The sequence below is a fragment of the Pseudoruegeria sp. SHC-113 genome (assembly GCF_025376885.1).
Classification (GTDB): domain Bacteria; phylum Pseudomonadota; class Alphaproteobacteria; order Rhodobacterales; family Rhodobacteraceae; genus Pseudoruegeria.
Window position 1 is genome coordinate 567,239 of sequence record NZ_JAHUBR010000001.1, and the last position, 14,185, is coordinate 581,423.

Annotated in this window: 14 protein-coding genes; 7 read left to right on the top strand and 7 right to left on the bottom strand. The window is 66.5% G+C overall.

Annotation, left to right across the window (positions count from 1 at the left end):
• Nucleotides 1-117: 117 nt before the first annotated feature.
• On the bottom strand, nucleotides 118-1,347 hold the full coding sequence (locus KVX96_RS02760) for an SAM-dependent methyltransferase (protein WP_261192696.1): 1,230 nt from the start codon (nucleotides 1,345-1,347) through the stop codon (nucleotides 118-120).
• Nucleotides 1,348-1,551: 204 nt separating this feature from the next.
• On the opposite strand from KVX96_RS02760, the gene KVX96_RS02765 reads away from it, so the two are divergent.
• Nucleotides 1,552-2,682, top strand: a complete 1,131-nt coding sequence (locus tag KVX96_RS02765; RefSeq protein ID WP_261192697.1) for an aminodeoxychorismate synthase component I — start codon at nucleotides 1,552-1,554, stop codon at nucleotides 2,680-2,682.
• Nucleotides 2,643-3,299 carry an aminotransferase class IV gene (locus KVX96_RS02770; RefSeq protein WP_261192698.1) on the top strand — a complete coding sequence of 219 codons (657 nt, stop codon included), beginning with the start codon at nucleotides 2,643-2,645 and terminating at the stop codon, nucleotides 3,297-3,299. The genes KVX96_RS02765 and KVX96_RS02770 overlap by 40 nt, the downstream gene beginning before the upstream one ends.
• A 5-nt stretch (nucleotides 3,300-3,304) precedes the next feature.
• On the opposite strand, the gene KVX96_RS02775 is transcribed toward KVX96_RS02770, so the two are convergent.
• Nucleotides 3,305-4,102, bottom strand: a complete 798-nt coding sequence (locus KVX96_RS02775) for a glutathione S-transferase family protein (RefSeq protein WP_261192699.1) — start codon at nucleotides 4,100-4,102, stop codon at nucleotides 3,305-3,307.
• On the bottom strand, nucleotides 4,099-4,551 hold the full coding sequence (locus tag KVX96_RS02780; RefSeq protein ID WP_261192700.1) for a cupin domain-containing protein: 453 nt from the start codon (nucleotides 4,549-4,551) through the stop codon (nucleotides 4,099-4,101). The genes KVX96_RS02775 and KVX96_RS02780 overlap by 4 nt, the downstream gene beginning before the upstream one ends.
• 103 nt (nucleotides 4,552-4,654) lie before the next feature.
• On the opposite strand from KVX96_RS02780, the gene KVX96_RS02785 reads away from it, so the two are divergent.
• Nucleotides 4,655-5,629, top strand: a complete 975-nt coding sequence (locus KVX96_RS02785) for a LysR family transcriptional regulator (protein ID WP_314733084.1) — start codon at nucleotides 4,655-4,657, stop codon at nucleotides 5,627-5,629.
• A gap of 149 nt (nucleotides 5,630-5,778) precedes the next feature.
• Here KVX96_RS02785 and truB read toward each other — a convergent pair whose 3' ends face one another.
• The 3 genes from truB to rbfA all read right to left on the bottom strand — a co-directional run bounded on the left by truB (nucleotide 5,779) and on the right by rbfA (nucleotide 7,949).
• On the bottom strand, nucleotides 5,779-6,684 hold the full coding sequence (gene truB / locus KVX96_RS02790; RefSeq protein ID WP_261192701.1) for a tRNA pseudouridine(55) synthase TruB: 906 nt from the start codon (nucleotides 6,682-6,684) through the stop codon (nucleotides 5,779-5,781).
• A gap of 93 nt (nucleotides 6,685-6,777) precedes the next feature.
• Complete coding sequence (locus tag KVX96_RS02795; RefSeq protein WP_261192702.1) at nucleotides 6,778-7,530, bottom strand: phosphodiester glycosidase family protein; 753 nt, start codon at nucleotides 7,528-7,530, stop codon at nucleotides 6,778-6,780.
• A 2-nt stretch (nucleotides 7,531-7,532) separates the two neighbouring features.
• Complete coding sequence (rbfA, locus tag KVX96_RS02800) at nucleotides 7,533-7,949, bottom strand: 30S ribosome-binding factor RbfA (protein WP_261192703.1); 417 nt, start codon at nucleotides 7,947-7,949, stop codon at nucleotides 7,533-7,535.
• A gap of 105 nt (nucleotides 7,950-8,054) precedes the next feature.
• Here rbfA and dapB point away from each other — a divergent pair, with 105 nt between their 5' ends.
• On the top strand, nucleotides 8,055-8,864 hold the full coding sequence (dapB, locus tag KVX96_RS02805; RefSeq protein WP_261192704.1) for a 4-hydroxy-tetrahydrodipicolinate reductase: 810 nt from the start codon (nucleotides 8,055-8,057) through the stop codon (nucleotides 8,862-8,864).
• 240 nt (nucleotides 8,865-9,104) lie between these two features.
• On the opposite strand, the gene KVX96_RS02810 is transcribed toward dapB, so the two are convergent.
• A complete protein-coding gene (locus KVX96_RS02810) occupies nucleotides 9,105-9,296 on the bottom strand; it encodes a DUF1674 domain-containing protein (protein WP_261192705.1) in 192 nt (63 codons plus the stop codon).
• Nucleotides 9,297-9,373: 77 nt separating this feature from the next.
• Here KVX96_RS02810 and KVX96_RS02815 point away from each other — a divergent pair, with 77 nt between their 5' ends.
• From KVX96_RS02815 to purH, 3 genes are all read left to right on the top strand, one after another.
• Nucleotides 9,374-10,663 (top strand): RsmB/NOP family class I SAM-dependent RNA methyltransferase, encoded by a 1,290-nt coding sequence (locus KVX96_RS02815; RefSeq protein ID WP_261192706.1) that lies wholly within the window; start codon nucleotides 9,374-9,376, stop codon nucleotides 10,661-10,663.
• A gap of 205 nt (nucleotides 10,664-10,868) precedes the next feature.
• The gene (locus KVX96_RS02820) at nucleotides 10,869-12,599 is read left to right on the top strand and encodes a heparinase II/III family protein (protein WP_261195366.1); all 1,731 of its coding nucleotides are present in this window, start codon (nucleotides 10,869-10,871) and stop codon (nucleotides 12,597-12,599) included.
• A complete protein-coding gene (purH, locus tag KVX96_RS02825; protein WP_261192707.1) occupies nucleotides 12,596-14,182 on the top strand; it encodes a bifunctional phosphoribosylaminoimidazolecarboxamide formyltransferase/IMP cyclohydrolase in 1,587 nt (528 codons plus the stop codon). The genes KVX96_RS02820 and purH overlap by 4 nt, the downstream gene beginning before the upstream one ends.
• The last annotated feature ends 3 nt before the right edge of the window (nucleotides 14,183-14,185 follow it).

Consider the following 14,185-nt stretch of genomic DNA (forward strand, 5'->3'; position numbering starts at 1 on the left):
TTGGCGAAAATATCCCCGCCGGAGGCATGAAGTTTTTCGGCTCTGGCGCTTTCGCGCCAGACCGGGGCGGGGGCTCTGCCCCCGCACCCCCGAGGTATTTGACGCGAGAGGAAAGGGTTATTCGGCGGCGTCTTGTCTGGCCGGGAGGATGCTGGCGTAGAGATAGTCGCGCGTGAGCGGCACCGCTTGTTGGTCGCGGGTCAGCTGGAACTGGTAGACGACCTGACGGTTGTGGCGGAAGGTCAGCTCGCTGGCGCGCAGGTAGTAGCGCCACATGCGGCAGAAGCGGTCGTCATAGAGGGCGCGGGCTTCGTCTTGGCGGGCCATGAAGCGATCATGCCAGTGGCGCAGGGTTTCGGCGTAGTGCAGGCGCCAGATTTCCACATCGCAGGTGCAGAGATCCTCCTTCTCGATGGCTTTAACGACTTCCGACATGGAAGGAACGTAGCCGCCGGGGAAGATGTATCTGTCGATCCACGGGCTTGTGGCGCCGGGCGGGGCGTTTCGGCCGATGGTGTGGATCAGGGCGATGCCGTCCTCCGTCAGGCGGTCGCGTACGTGGCGGAAGTATTCGCGGTAATGCGGCACGCCGACATGTTCGAACATGCCAACCGAGACCACCCGGTCGAACTGGCCGCTCAGGTTGCGGTAATCGGTGAGGCGGAACTCGACCTGATTTTCCAGCCCTGCTGCGCGCACCCTTTCGCAGGCGATTTTGTGCTGTTCTTCCGAAAGCGTGACCCCGAGCACTTTCGCACCGTAGTCGCGCGCGAGGGTGAGCCCCATGCCGCCCCAGCCACAGCCGATGTCGAGCACCTTCATGCCCGGCTCGATCCGAAGCTTGCGGGCGATATGGGCTTTCTTGTTGGCCTGGGCCTGGTCCAGCGTGTCCTGCGGGGTGCGGAAATAGGCGCAGCTGTATTGTTTGTCCGCGTCGAGGAAGAGATCGTAGAGCGCGGCGGAGAGATCGTAGTGGTGGGCGACGTTCTTCTGCGCACGCCCGACCGGATTGTATTGCTGCAGGTGTTTCAGCGCGGTGCGAAAGGCGCGGGCGGGTTGTTGGAACCAGACACGAGGGCGGGTGGCCAGATTGCGGATGACGAAGGTCAGGAAGCCGTGCAGATCGTCGCCGTCGATGGTGAGCGTGCCTTCCATATAGCCTTCCCCCACCGCCAGATCGGGGTTGAAGACGATGCGGCGGGGCAGGCTGTCGTCCAGCAGGTGGATGGTGACGGGATCCCCGGTGCCGTCGCCATAGACGTGGCGGCTGCCGTCCGGGAAATGGACGATAAAGGTGCCGTAGCGCGCGACGCCCGTGATGAATTGGTCCAGCAAACGTTCCCACATGCGCCCCCCTTGTCTGGGCACGGCGCGCGCGTCCTTCCCGTGTCTGCGCGACGTTGCCCTGCGTGGTTCCACCGGATGGTGCTGATACTGTTCACAAAATGGCCCGGTCTGTCCAGTTTTGCGCGAACAGCGCGCGCCGGGGCTGTTCTGGGCGCGTGGGAAGGCCTAAATGGTCGGCAGTCAGCCTGAAAGGGAAGCTATCCGGTGCAGGAGCCGTTCATCCAGTTCGATCAGGGCCCCGGTGGTGGGCCGGAGCGCTTTGCCGCCCCGGCGCGCATGATCGTAGCCTGGGAACCGGAGGAGGTGCCCGCCGCGCTGCAGGCGCTTGGCGCGGCGAGCCGGGCGGGGCTTTGGCTGGCGGGCTATGCCTCTTACGAGCTTGGTTATCTCCTGATGCCGAAGCTGGCGGATAGGCTTCCTTCGGATCGTGATACGCCGCTTCTGGCCTTTGGGGCCTTCCCCGCTACGCCGCAAGGCGCGCTGGGGGCCGAGCCTGCCGGGGCGTTGGCTCCGCTTGCGCCGGTCTGGAGCGCCGACCGCTACGGACAGGCTTTCACGCAGGTGCGCAACTACATTGGCGCAGGTGACATCTATCAGGCCAACCTGACCTTCCCGATTCAGAGCCAGACGGAGGCCGATCCGATGGCGCTCTACCAGCGGCTGGCGGCGCGCCAGCCGGTGCGCCACGGGGCCTATGTGGATTTTGGGATCGGCCCGAAGATCCTGTCGCGTTCGCCGGAGCTGTTTTTCCGCACAGATGCCTCGGGCCGCATCGAGACACGGCCGATGAAGGGCACCATCGCGCGCGGCGAGACGCCCGAGGCCGATGCCGCCAATCGCGCCTGGCTTGCCGAGAGCGAGAAGAACCGCGCCGAGAACCTGATGATCGTGGATCTTCTGCGCAACGACATCAGCCGCATCGCCGAGGTGGGCAGCGTGAAGGTGCCGGACCTTTTCACCATCGAGACCTATGCCACCGTGCATCAGATGACCTCACGCGTGGTGGCGCAGCTTTTGCCCGGTGTCGGGCTTGCCGATCTGCTGGCGGCGCTCTTTCCCTGCGGCTCCATCACCGGCGCGCCGAAGCTGCGCGCGATGGAGATCATCCGCGAATTGGAGGACGCGCCGCGCGGCATCTATTGCGGCGCGATCGGCTGGTGGGCGCCGGACGGGCGCAGCTGTTTCAACGTCGCCATCCGCACGCTTTCGCTGTTCGAGGGCGGCGCGGTGCGGCTGAACGTGGGGGGCGGGCTTGTCTATGACAGCCGCGCCGAGAGCGAATACGAGGAGGCCCTGTGGAAAGCGCGCTTCGCAGACTTGCCCCCGCTGGGCTGATCCTCTTCGAGACCATGGGCTGGCACCACGGCGAGGGGGTGCGCTTCATGGGGCTGCATCTGGATCGCATGTGCGACAGCGCCCGCGCACTGGGCATTCCTTTTGCGCGCCGCGAGATGCACGCGGCGCTTGAGGGTGTGGAAAGCGACGCGCCGCTGCGGCTGCGGCTGAGCATGGGTTTGGACGGCGCGCACAGGCTGGAGCGCTTCCCCCTGCCGCCAACGCCTGCGCGGTGGCGGCTTGGGCTGGCCGAAGCGCGTCTGGAGGCGCGCGATCCGTGGCGGGGGCACAAGACGAGCGAGCGGCAGATCTACGATACCGCGCGCGCCGCGCTCCCTTTGGGGGTGGATGAGCTGCTGTTCCTCAACACGCGCGGGGCCTGCGCGGAAGGCACCATCACCAATCTCTTCGTGGCGGGGCAGGGTGGGGCTCTGCTCACGCCGCCGCTCTCGGCGGGGGTGCTGCCCGGTGTCCTGCGCCGCCACTTGATTGAAACCGGACGTGCGCGCGTGGCCCCGTTGCTGCCGCGCCATCTGATGGAGGCGGAAGCGATCTACATGGGCAATGCGCTGCGCGGGCTCATCCCTTGTGATCTGGCGGAGGATTTTGCCGCCTAGCCGCTTCAGGCAAGGCCAAGGGCGGCGTCACTGGCGGAGGGGCCATATTTGCCGCGCGGTGGCCACGGGCGGCTCTGCCACGGCGGGGAGAAGGCAAAGCTCGATACACTGCGCCCTTCAGGGAGTGCACCGTTTCCGGCCCCGAGCGCATAATCGTAGTAGAGCTTCACCACCTCTTCGCGGCTCACCTGCTGCGCCGCCGGGTGGGCGAGGCAGGCGCTTTGCCATTCCGCCACGCGGCGGTAGTCGGGCGCGTCGGGCAGCAGGAAGCCTTCGTAGTAATCAAGGAACCAGAAGCGCGCGAACATCGGGGTGAAGACGGCTTCCGCAAGTCCAAAATCGCCAAAGAGGAAGGGGCCTTCGGGCGCGTGCTGCTCAAGGAAGGCCCCAAGATCGCGGTAAAGGCCCAAAAGCTTTTCGCGGTGATCCTCGCGCGCGGCGCGATCCTGATTCATAACGAAAAGATAGCCCGCCATGGTAAACGCGCCCTCCTTGCCGATCAGCATGGATTCCACCGCGTGCTCCAGAGGGTCCGCCCGGCGCAGGGGCGCACCGGGCAGCACCTCGTCCAGATAGCGCAGGATCACGAGGCTTTCCTTCAGGATCGCGCCGTCGGCGGTTTCCAGAACGGGCAGGGCCGTGGTGCCGCGCGTCTTGGCCAGAAGCGCCGGATCGCGCGGCTTGGTGATGTCGACCACCTCGAACCGCACCGCATCGGGGGTGCCGCGCAGGGCGAGCAGGATTTCGAGTCGCTGCGAGAAGGGGCAGACGGGGATGTGGTAGACGGTGGGCTTTTCGCTCATGGGCTGGGCTCCAATGGGGGTCCGGTGAAGGTGAGGTGATGGCGCGCGGCGGCCTCCACGATGGCAGGCATGTCGTCGGGGATGCGGAACGCGCCCTGCGCCATCTCTTCGAAAAAGCCTTCAAACCCGCCCGGCGTCAGGATCACGAGGTGGCGGCTTGGCCCCTCTGCGGTGACCTGAAACGTGTGTTCGGTACCGCGCGGAATGAAGACGCTTTCACCGGGGCCGGCGAGCCGTTCCTCGCCCGCGATCCAAACGCGGCAGGCACCGGTGAGCATGACGAAGGTCTCGTCGGCGTCGTGGTGGATGTGCCTAGGCGGGCCGCTCAGGGGTGGGGAGAGGCTGTCCACGATGCTCATGGCGCCGCCGGTGGCGGAGGCGGGCAGGATCGTCTTGTAGCGGACATCGTTCCAGAGGCGGACATCGGGGTCGGTTTCAAGGTCTTTCATCGCAACGCTCCTTGGGGGGAAACTCCGTTTGGGGTGCGAAAGCGCTTTCGGTGGAGGAAGTGTGCGGCAGGGTATGGTATCGTTCAAACGGTTATTTTTGATAATGGGTATCGGACAGATGAATTTCGCGACCTTCGATCTGAACCTGCTGAAGGTGTTGGATGCGCTGTTTCAGGAGGGCTCCACCGTGAAGGCGGGCGCGCGGCTGGGGATGTCGCAATCGGCTGTTTCAGGCGCGTTGGGGCGGCTGCGCCATGCGCTGGGCGATCCGTTGTTCATCCGCCACGGCAACCGGCTGGTGGCGACGGATTACGCCGAGGCCTTGCGCGAGGGGCTGCGGGCGGAGCTTGAGCGGCTGGAGGCGTTGCTGGCCCCGCCACGCGCCTTTGATCCGGCGCAGGCGGAGGGGCAGTTCCGCATCGCGGGCAGCGATTTCTTTGCTGATCTCCTGATGCCGCAGCTCGGGGCGCTTCTGGCGTGGCAGGCACCGGGGCTGAAGGCGCAGCTGGTGGAGCTGGTTCCCACCGACTACATCGCCAGCCTCGAACGCTATGAGGCCGATCTGGTGCTGGTGCCGGACACAGATCTGCCCAGTTGGCTCAAGTCTGCGCCGATGTTCTCCTCGCCGTTTGCTGTGATCGCGCGGGCAGGGCATCCAAGGATCAAAGGGCTGCGGGACGAGGCCGAGATGCCGCTGGATCTGTTCTGCGCCCTGCAGCATGTGCTGTTCTCGCCGGAGGGCAAGCTTGCCGCCATGGGTGATGCGGCGCTGGCGCAGGTGGGCCGCACGCGGCAGGTGGCGATGACGGTGCCGGTGTTTTCGGGCGTTTGCCGGGTGGTGAGCGAGAGCGACCTGATCGCGCTGGTGCCCCTGCAATTGGCGAGGAAAGTGGCCGCGCAGCACGGGCTGCGGCTCTTCGCACCGCCGATGCCCCTGCCTGCGGCCTCCATCATCGGCGTCTGGCACCGCAGGGCCGAGGCCAACCCGCAGGCCGCATGGATGCGCGCGCGGATCTTTGAAGTGCTCAAGCCGTTGGATACAGCGCCGTTGGGGAGACCGCTTGCTGGCGGGAAGTAGCGCTCAGGTTAATGCTTTGAACGCCCGGCGGCACGCCGGGCAGCGCCGACCCGCCCCCATGGGGCGGCGCTTTCGCGCCATCCCGCGGGTCTCTGCTGCCCTTGGAAAACTGCAGTGCAGCCAGGTCTCTGGCTGGCACCTGATTGATCCTAAAGGTTAAACACCCGGCTCGGGTGCAATTCGCCCGATTTGTAGATGCCAACCGCCACCGGTTTGCCCTCATAGGAGGCCCAGGCCTCATCGCCGTATTCCACATCAGAAGCGATCACCATGCCGGGGTTGCCGTTCTTCAGACGGGTCGCCCCTTCCGCCGTCGCGCGCAGTTCGGGCAGCTCATCGAGCCCCACTTCCAGCGGGTGCAGGTATTGATCCAGCTCCGGCGATTTGGCCTTCTCGTTCAACAACTCGAAATCGATCCCGTCCTCGATCTCGAACGGCCCGGACCAGATCCGACACAGCTCGCGCACGTGGCCGTGGCACCCTAGTGCTGCGCCCAGATCCCGCGCGATGGCGCGCACGTAGCCGCCTTTGCCGCAGACCATTTCCAGCGTCACGTGATCGGCATCCTCGCGCGCCACAACCTCCAGCTCTTCCACGTAAAGCGGGCGCGCGGCGATCTCGAAGTCTTCGTCGTCGCGGGCGAGCTTATAGGCGCGCTCGCCGTCGATCTTCACGGCGGAGAACTTGGGCGGCACCTGTTGGATGTCGCCACGAAACGCTGCGAGCGCCTCGGCGATCTGCGCATCCGTGGGGCGCGCGTCGCTTTCTGTGATCACCTCGCCTTCCGCATCATCGGTGTTGGTCGCCTGCCCCAGCCGCACGGTGAAGCGGTAGGCCTTCAGCGCATCGGTGATATAGGGGACGGTTTTCGTCGCCTCGCCCAGTGCCACGGCCAGAACGCCCGTGGCGTCCGGATCCAGCGTGCCCGCGTGGCCGGCCTTCTTGGCGTCAAAGGCCCAGCGGACCTTGTTCACCACCGCGTTCGACGAGATCCCGGCCGGTTTGTTGACAACCAGCCAGCCCGAAATGTCACGCCCCTTGCGCTTGCGGCCCATGTGCGGCTCCTTCGCTGGCCCGCGCGCGGGCCTCTTCACCAGTCAGATAAGGCGCGCCTGCTACAAGCTGCGCGGGGCGGCGTCAACGCCCCGTCAGTTGGAGAGCGCCTCGGCGGACACGACCTTGCCAAGGATCACCCCAAGCGCCAGCCCGGAATCATAGCGCTCCAGCTCCGGCGCGAAGATGCGGGAGACCTTACCGTCGAAGAACAGCGCATCGCGCAGGCCAAGCTCGTCACGGAAGAAACGCGCGAAGGCGTGGAAATTCACCGGATCATCGGCCATCACGAACCACGCCTGCTGGCCGTCCTCGCTCACACCGACGCCATTGCGCAGCAGAAGGCTGTCGCTCTCGGGCAGAAGCTTCGGGTGCAAGTCGCCCCCGAGCACCAGCATCGGGCCGGATTGGGTGGCATAGGTGCAGGCCGGTGGATTGGCCCTGAAAGCTTGGGTCTCGATCACCGAGAGCCGGCCCGGTTCGATGCAGAAGACGCCATTGGGCGTGAGGCCGAAATTGCCGTAGCCGCCGCCATCGGCGATCGGGCTTCGGGTTTCGCCGTTTTCGATAAACAGGCCAACCGGGCGGCGATCGTCGTGATACATGCCCGCATTAGCGGCAAAGGCGAGCCGCTGGCCCTCAGCCTCCAGCGCACGGTTCACCGCCGGGAAGCCGCCGTAGAGCCTGCCTTCGCTGTCGGAATGAAACAGGCGCAGGTCATCGTCCGCGTTGGCGGTGCAGACGGAATAGCGCACCCCTTCAAAGCTTTGCGCCGTGCAGGCCGGGGCTTCGGCGGCAGACACCGCCGGGCCCAGACAGAGCAGAAGGGCAATGCCGAGCGCGCGCAAACCTATTCCTCCTCGTCGCTCCGGCGGGATTCGGTGTCACGGCGCACGCTGTCCTGATTGAGCAGGCGGCGGGTCTCGTCCATCCGGTCGAAGGTCTCGTCCAGCACGAAGCGCAGATCGGGCGCGTATTTCAGCGACATCTGTTTGGAGATCGCACGGCGCAGCTCGCTCTTGTTGCGGCGCAGGATGGCCAGCGCATCCTCGCGGCCCTGCCCGCCGAGCGGCAGCACATAGGCGGTGGCGATCTTGAGGTCGGGCGACACCCGCACCTCGCCCACGGTGATGGACATGCGGTTGAGATCCGGGTCGTGGATGTCGCCCCGGTTCAGCACGTCGGAGAGGGTGCGCCGGATCAACTCGCCGACGCGCAGCTGGCGCTGGGAAGGGCCCGCGCCGGTGTGATGGATGTTCTTTGCCATGGCTGTGAATTACGCCTTGCGCGCAGCCCTTGCAACAGGGGGCTTTGCCAAGCGGGCGAAGAGCCGCTAAACGGAGCGTCACGTTCACGCGAGGAGATCCCACAGATGAGCACGCTTCCCGGTATCGTTGTCACCGGCGCCTCAGGCCGCATGGGCCAGATGCTGATCCGCACCATTGAGGAGAGCGGGAAGGCAAAGCTCGTGGGCGCGCTGGAGCGGCCCGGCCATGATTGGGTGGGCAAGGATGTGGGCATCTGCATGGGCGGCGCGCCCCTTGGCGTGCTGGTGGAGGACGATCCGCTTGAGGCTTTCGCGCGCGCACAGGCGGTGATCGATTTCACCGCGCCGGTCGCCACGGTGGAATTCGCCGCGCTGGCCGCACAGGCGCGCTGCGTGCATGTGATCGGCACCACCGGCATGAGTGAAGAGGAAATCGCCAAGCTCGAGCCCGCCGCCCGCCATGCGGTGATCGTGCGTGCGGGCAACATGAGCCTTGGCGTGAACCTGCTGGTGAAGCTGACGCAGAAAGTGGCCGCCGCGCTGGACGAGGATTTCGACATCGAGATCATCGAAGCCCACCACCACCACAAGGTCGATGCGCCCTCCGGCACGGCGCTTATGCTGGGCGAAGCGGCGGCAGAGGGGCGGGGCGTTGCGCTTTCCGATGTGTCGGACCGGGGCCGCGACGGCATCACCGGTGCGCGCAAGCGCGGCGACATCGGCTTCACCGCCATTCGCGGCGGTGACATCGTGGGCGAGCACGACGTGATGTTCGCCGCCCCCGGCGAGCGTATCGTGCTGCGCCACCTCGCCACCGACCGCGCGATCTTCGCCCGCGGCGCGCTTAAGGCCGCGCTCTGGGGGCAGGATCAGAAGCCCGGCGAATACGATATGATGGACGTGCTGGGGCTGTAGGGGCCTACACGTCAACGCCTCTCGACAGCGCTGTCGACGCGCCACGGCGCCAACACGAGCGAAGCGCTCGACCCGAGGGTGGGCGCATTTCGCGCCCGCCCTGGGGGGCGGGTCGGGCGCGAAGCGGATCGCAAGCGATCCGCGTCATCAAAGAAACGACACACACCCAAACAGCCAATGGTTTGGACGATTTCACTTGCCGGGCCGTGGAATTGGCCCGTCGCCAGCACGGCTTCGCGATCAGAAATCGACGGCGAGGCCCTTCTTCTCCCAGTCGCCAAAGCGCACCGGTTCCGGCCCATCGCGGCCGCCAAGCTCCGTGGGCCGCGCCTTGGCTTCGGCTTGCGCCTTCTCGCGGCGCACCTGCGCTTCGGCCAGCGCGCGCTGGGCGGCGGGCGGCAGATCGGCAGGGGTCTCAGGCGTGTCAGACATGGCGCTCTTCCTTGCTTGGGGCGTGCCCTTGATATACGGCAGGCCATCCCAAGCTCAAGTGACACGAAAGCGCGCCCATGGCCAAACCCGCATCCGACACCCAAGGCATCGCCGCCCGCCGCGCCGCCCTGCGCCTGCTTGACGGCGTTCTGGAAGAGCAGCGGCTGCTGTCGGAGATGGGCGGCGAGGCTGGTCCGATGGGCCGCCTCTCCGCGCCGGACCGTGCCCGCGCGCAGCGTCTGGTCACGGAAACCCTGCGCCAGATGGAGCGGGCTGACAAATTGCTCGGCCCCCATCTGCGCAAACGGCCAGCGCTGCCTGTCCATAACATCCTGCGGCTCGGCACCTATGAAATCTGTGCCGATGGCGCGGCCCCGCATGGCGTGATCAACGCGCTGGTGGAAATCGCGCGCAAGGGCCGCCACAGCCAGCATCAGGCCGGCATGATCAACGCCGTGCTGCGCAAACTCGCAGAAACCGGACCGGCGGACTGGGCCGCGCTGCCGCCGCCCAAGCTGCCCAAATGGCTGCGCAAGCAGATGGTGGCCGACTATGGCAAGGCAGCCGTGGAGGCGATGGAAGCCGCCCACGCAAAAGGCGCGCCGCTGGATCTGAGCCTGAAACCAGGCACGGAGTGGGCCAGTAAACTCATTGGCACGCGCCTGCCCACGGGCTCGCTGCGGCTCACGGATGCCGGGCAGGTCTCCGCGCTTCCGGGCTACACGGAGGGCGCATGGTGGGTGCAGGATGCCGCCGCCGCGCTGCCCGTGCAGGTGCTCGCGCCCAAGCCGGGCGAGAAGCTCCTTGATCTCTGCGCCGCACCGGGCGGCAAGACGATGCAGATGGCCGCCGCCGGGGCGCAGGTCACTGCGCTCGACATTTCCGAGCACCGCATGGCCCGCGTGCAGGAGAACCTCGCCCGCACGCAGCTCACCGCCAGCTGCGTTGTCGGCGATGCGCTGGAGTTTTCCGAAACCGGCTTTGACGCCATCCTTCTGGATGCCCCCTGCACCGCGACAGGCACCATCCGCCGCCACCCCGATCTGCCCCACGCCAAGGACGGGGCCGATTTTCCCGGCCTCTTTGCATTGCAAGAACGGCTTATCGACCACGCGCTCACCCTGCTCGCACCGGGCGGGCGGCTGATCTTCTGCACCTGCTCGCTGCTGCCCGATGAGGGCGAGATCCAGATCGAGGACGCGCTCAAGCGCCACCCCGGCCTGCGCGTCGATTCGGCCGCTTTGGACGTGCCCGGCATCGATCCTTCGTGGAAAACGCCCGAAGGCGGCTTGCGCCTGCGCCCGGATTACTGGGCCGAGGCCGGCGGGATGGACGGCTTCTACATCGCCGCGCTGCGCAAGGATTGAGCCCGTTCGCCGCGCTCGGCGCAAAGCTGCAACGGGCGGGCGTGCAGATCGCGCGCGCCCGGATTAGCGCATGACAGCGCCCCGGCCCGCCGCCTATGATGGCGGGCAACGATAATCGCGCACTTCAAGTTGCAGCTGGGCAGGACGTAAAGAGGCACCATCGGTGGCCACATCCGAGACTTTCCGCGCGCGCCGTCGGCGCTGGATGAACCGCTACACCGCGCGGCGCAGCGCGCTGACGCGCCCGGCCACGGCGCTTGTTTCCCAGCCCGAACCGCGCAGCATCGGCTCCTTCGCGCGGGGGCGTCAGTTGACCAGCGGCAATTTCCTTTTCGCAGGCTACTTGGTGCGCTCGGATGCGGATTCGATCTGGGAGGTGCCGGTGCCCGCGCCGCGCTTCGAGGAGGAGGTGCAGGGCTGCGCCTGGCTCGACGATCTGGCCGCATTGAACGACGCCCGCGCCCGCGAAGCCGCCCGCGCCTGGGTGATGGATTGGGTGCGCCGCTACGGGCGCGGTGGGGGGGCTGGTTGGACACCCGATCTGACAGGCCGCCGCCTGATCCGCTGGATCAACCACGCGCTGGTGATCCTGAACGGGCTGGAGAAACCGGCCAGCGAACAATTCTTCCGCTCCCTCGCGCAGCAGACGGTCTTCCTCTCCAAACGCTGGCAAAGCGCCCAGCCGGGCCTGCCGCGATTCGAAGCCCTTTGCGGGCTGATCTACGCCGGACTCTCGCTGGAAGGCATGGAGCGTTTCGTGCCATCCGCGGTGCGGGCGCTGGGGCGGGAGTGCGCCGAGCAGGTCAACATCGAAGGCGGCATCCCCACCCGCAACCCCGAGGAGCTGCTGGAAGTTTTCACGCTGCTCGTCTGGACGTCGGACGCCCTGCACGAAGAAGGCCGCACGCCGCACCCCGAGCACCTCGCCGCGATCGAACGCATCGCCCCCACCCTGCGCGCGCTGCGCCACAATGACGGCGGGCTTGCACGGTTTCACGGTGGCGGGCGCGGGCTGGAAGGCCGTCTGGATCACGCGCTCTCGGCGGCCGGGGTGCGCCCCAAGCCGCTGGACGGGCTGGCGATGGGCTTTGCGCGGCTGCACGGCGGGCGCGCCAGCGTGATCGTGGATGCCTCCGCCCCGCCGCGCGGCTGGGTCTCGCGCGATGGCCATGCCTCCACGCTGGCCTTCGAAATGACGGAAGGCCGCCGCCCGGTGATCGTGAACTGCGGCTCGGGCGTCTCTTTCGGCGAAACATGGCGGCGGGCAGGGCGCGCCACGGCCAGCCATTCCACGCTGGGGATCGAGGGCTATTCCTCTTCCCGGCTCGGCACCGGCGGGCTGGTGCGCGAGGAGGAGAAGCTCCTGCTCACCGACACGCCCAGCGATGTGCGCTACAGGCTCTCGTCAGGCCCTGCCGGCATGGGGTTTCAGGCCGGGCATGATGGCTACGTGAAAACCCACGGCCTCACCCATATCCGCCAACTCGATCTGCGCTTTGACGGGCGCGAACTGGCCGGGGAAGATACGCTCGCCATCGTCGAGGAAGAGGACAAGGCGCAGTTTGACGCCGTGCTGACACAGAACCGTCTGCAGGGCGTGCATTTCACCATCCGCTTCCACCTGCACCCGGATGTGGATGCGGAGGTGGATCTGGGCGGCACCGCCGTGTCGCTCGCCCTGAAAAGCGGCGAGATTTGGGTGTTCCGCTATCACGGAAAGGCGCAAATGAGCCTTGAGCCGAGCGTTTATCTGGAAAAAACCCGCCTGAAGCCACGTGCGACGAAACAAATCGTTCTCTCTGCCCGCGCAATGGACTATGCGACCCGCATCACGTGGACGCTGGCCATGGCGCAGGATTCCCCCGTGGGGTTGCGCGACCTTGGCCGGGACGTCCCGTATCTGGATGACCTGACCTCTGAGGAAGAGCCCGAATGACCGATCTCACCCCCGTCCGCCGCGCCCTGCTGTCTGTTTCCGACAAGACAGGGCTGATTGAGCTCGCCACCGAACTGGCGGGGATGGGGGTTGAACTGCTCTCCACCGGCGGCTCCGCCAAGGCGATGCGCGAGGCGGGCCTCACCGTAAAGGACGTGAGCGAGATCACCGAGTTTCCGGAAATGATGGATGGCCGGGTGAAAACGTTGCACCCGCGCGTGCACGGCGGCCTGCTGGCCCTGCGCGACAACGACGCCCATGTGGCCGCGATGGAAGAACACGGCATCGGCGGCATCGATTTGCTGGTCGTGAACCTCTACCCGTTTGAAGAAACCGTCGCCAAAGGTGCCGATTATGACACCTGCATCGAAAACATCGACATCGGCGGCCCCGCGATGATCCGCGCCGCCGCCAAGAACCACGGCTTCGTCAACGTGGTGGTGGACGTGCAGGATTACGCCGCGCTTCTGTCGGAACTGAAGGAAAACGGCGGCTCTACTTCCTATCCCTTCCGCCAGAGCCTTGCACTCACCGCCTATTCCCGCACCGCCGCCTATGATGCGGCTGTGTCGGCCTGGATGGCCGAGGCGCTGGCCGAAACCCCGCGCCGCCGCGCCGTGGCCGGCACGCTGGCCCAGACCCTGCGCTACGGCGAGAACCCGCACCAGCAGGCCGCCTTCTACGTGGATGGCACGAACCGCCCTGGTGTGGCCACGGCCACCCAGCATCAGGGCAAGGAGCTCTCCTACAACAACATCAACGACACCGACGCCGCCTTCGAGCTGGTGGCGGAGTTCGCGCCGGAAGACGGCCCCGCCTGCGCCATCATCAAACACGCCAACCCCTGCGGCGTGGCCCGTGGCGCAACGCTGAAAGAGGCCTACCAGAACGCTTTCGACTGCGACCGCACCTCGGCTTTCGGCGGCATCATCGCCCTGAACCAGCCTCTGGATAAGGACACTGCCGAGGAGATCGCCAAGATCTTCACCGAGGTTGTCATCGCGCCGGGCGCATCGGATGAGGCCAAGGCGGTGTTTGCCGCCAAGAAGAACCTGCGCCTGCTCACGACCGAAGGCCTGCCCAACCCCAAGGATGCTGCGCTCACCGTGCGTCAGGTCTCCGGCGGGCTGCTGGTGCAGGACAAGGACAACGGCCACATCGGCATCGAGGATCTTAAGGTCGTCACCAAACGCGCGCCCACCGAGGCAGAGATGCAGGATCTGCTCTTTGCGTGGAAGGTCGCCAAACACGTGAAATCCAACGCCATCGTCTACACCAAGGGCCGCGCCACCGTGGGCGTGGGTGCGGGTCAGATGAGCCGCGTGGACTCCTGCCGCATCGCCGCTCGCAAGGCCGAGGACATGGCCGAGGCGCTGGGGCTGGATACGCCGCTCACCAAGGGCTCCTGCGTGGCCTCTGATGCCTTCTTCCCCTTCGCCGACGGCCTGCTGACAGCCGCCGAGGCCGGGGCGACGGCTGTGATCCAGCCGGGCGGCTCCATGCGCGATGACGAGGTGATCAAGGCCGCCGATGAGGCCGGGCTTGCCATGGTCTTCACCGGCATGCGCCACTTCCGCCACTAAGGA

Coding starts and splice junctions, on each gene's coding strand:
- KVX96_RS02760 (WP_261192696.1), bottom strand. CDS start 1,347: ATGTGGGAACGTTTGCTGGACCAATTCATCACGGGCGTCGCGCGCTAC.
- purH (WP_261192707.1), top strand. CDS start 12,596: ATGACCGATCTCACCCCCGTCCGCCGCGCCCTGCTGTCTGTTTCCGAC.
- KVX96_RS02785 (WP_314733084.1), top strand. CDS start 4,655: ATGGGTATCGGACAGATGAATTTCGCGACCTTCGATCTGAACCTGCTG.
- dapB (WP_261192704.1), top strand. CDS start 8,055: ATGAGCACGCTTCCCGGTATCGTTGTCACCGGCGCCTCAGGCCGCATG.
- rbfA (WP_261192703.1), bottom strand. CDS start 7,949: ATGGCAAAGAACATCCATCACACCGGCGCGGGCCCTTCCCAGCGCCAG.
- truB (WP_261192701.1), bottom strand. CDS start 6,684: ATGGGCCGCAAGCGCAAGGGGCGTGACATTTCGGGCTGGCTGGTTGTC.
- KVX96_RS02810 (WP_261192705.1), bottom strand. CDS start 9,296: ATGTCTGACACGCCTGAGACCCCTGCCGATCTGCCGCCCGCCGCCCAG.
- KVX96_RS02775 (WP_261192699.1), bottom strand. CDS start 4,102: ATGAGCGAAAAGCCCACCGTCTACCACATCCCCGTCTGCCCCTTCTCG.
- KVX96_RS02815 (WP_261192706.1), top strand. CDS start 9,374: ATGGCCAAACCCGCATCCGACACCCAAGGCATCGCCGCCCGCCGCGCC.
- KVX96_RS02780 (WP_261192700.1), bottom strand. CDS start 4,551: ATGAAAGACCTTGAAACCGACCCCGATGTCCGCCTCTGGAACGATGTC.
- KVX96_RS02820 (WP_261195366.1), top strand. CDS start 10,869: ATGAACCGCTACACCGCGCGGCGCAGCGCGCTGACGCGCCCGGCCACG.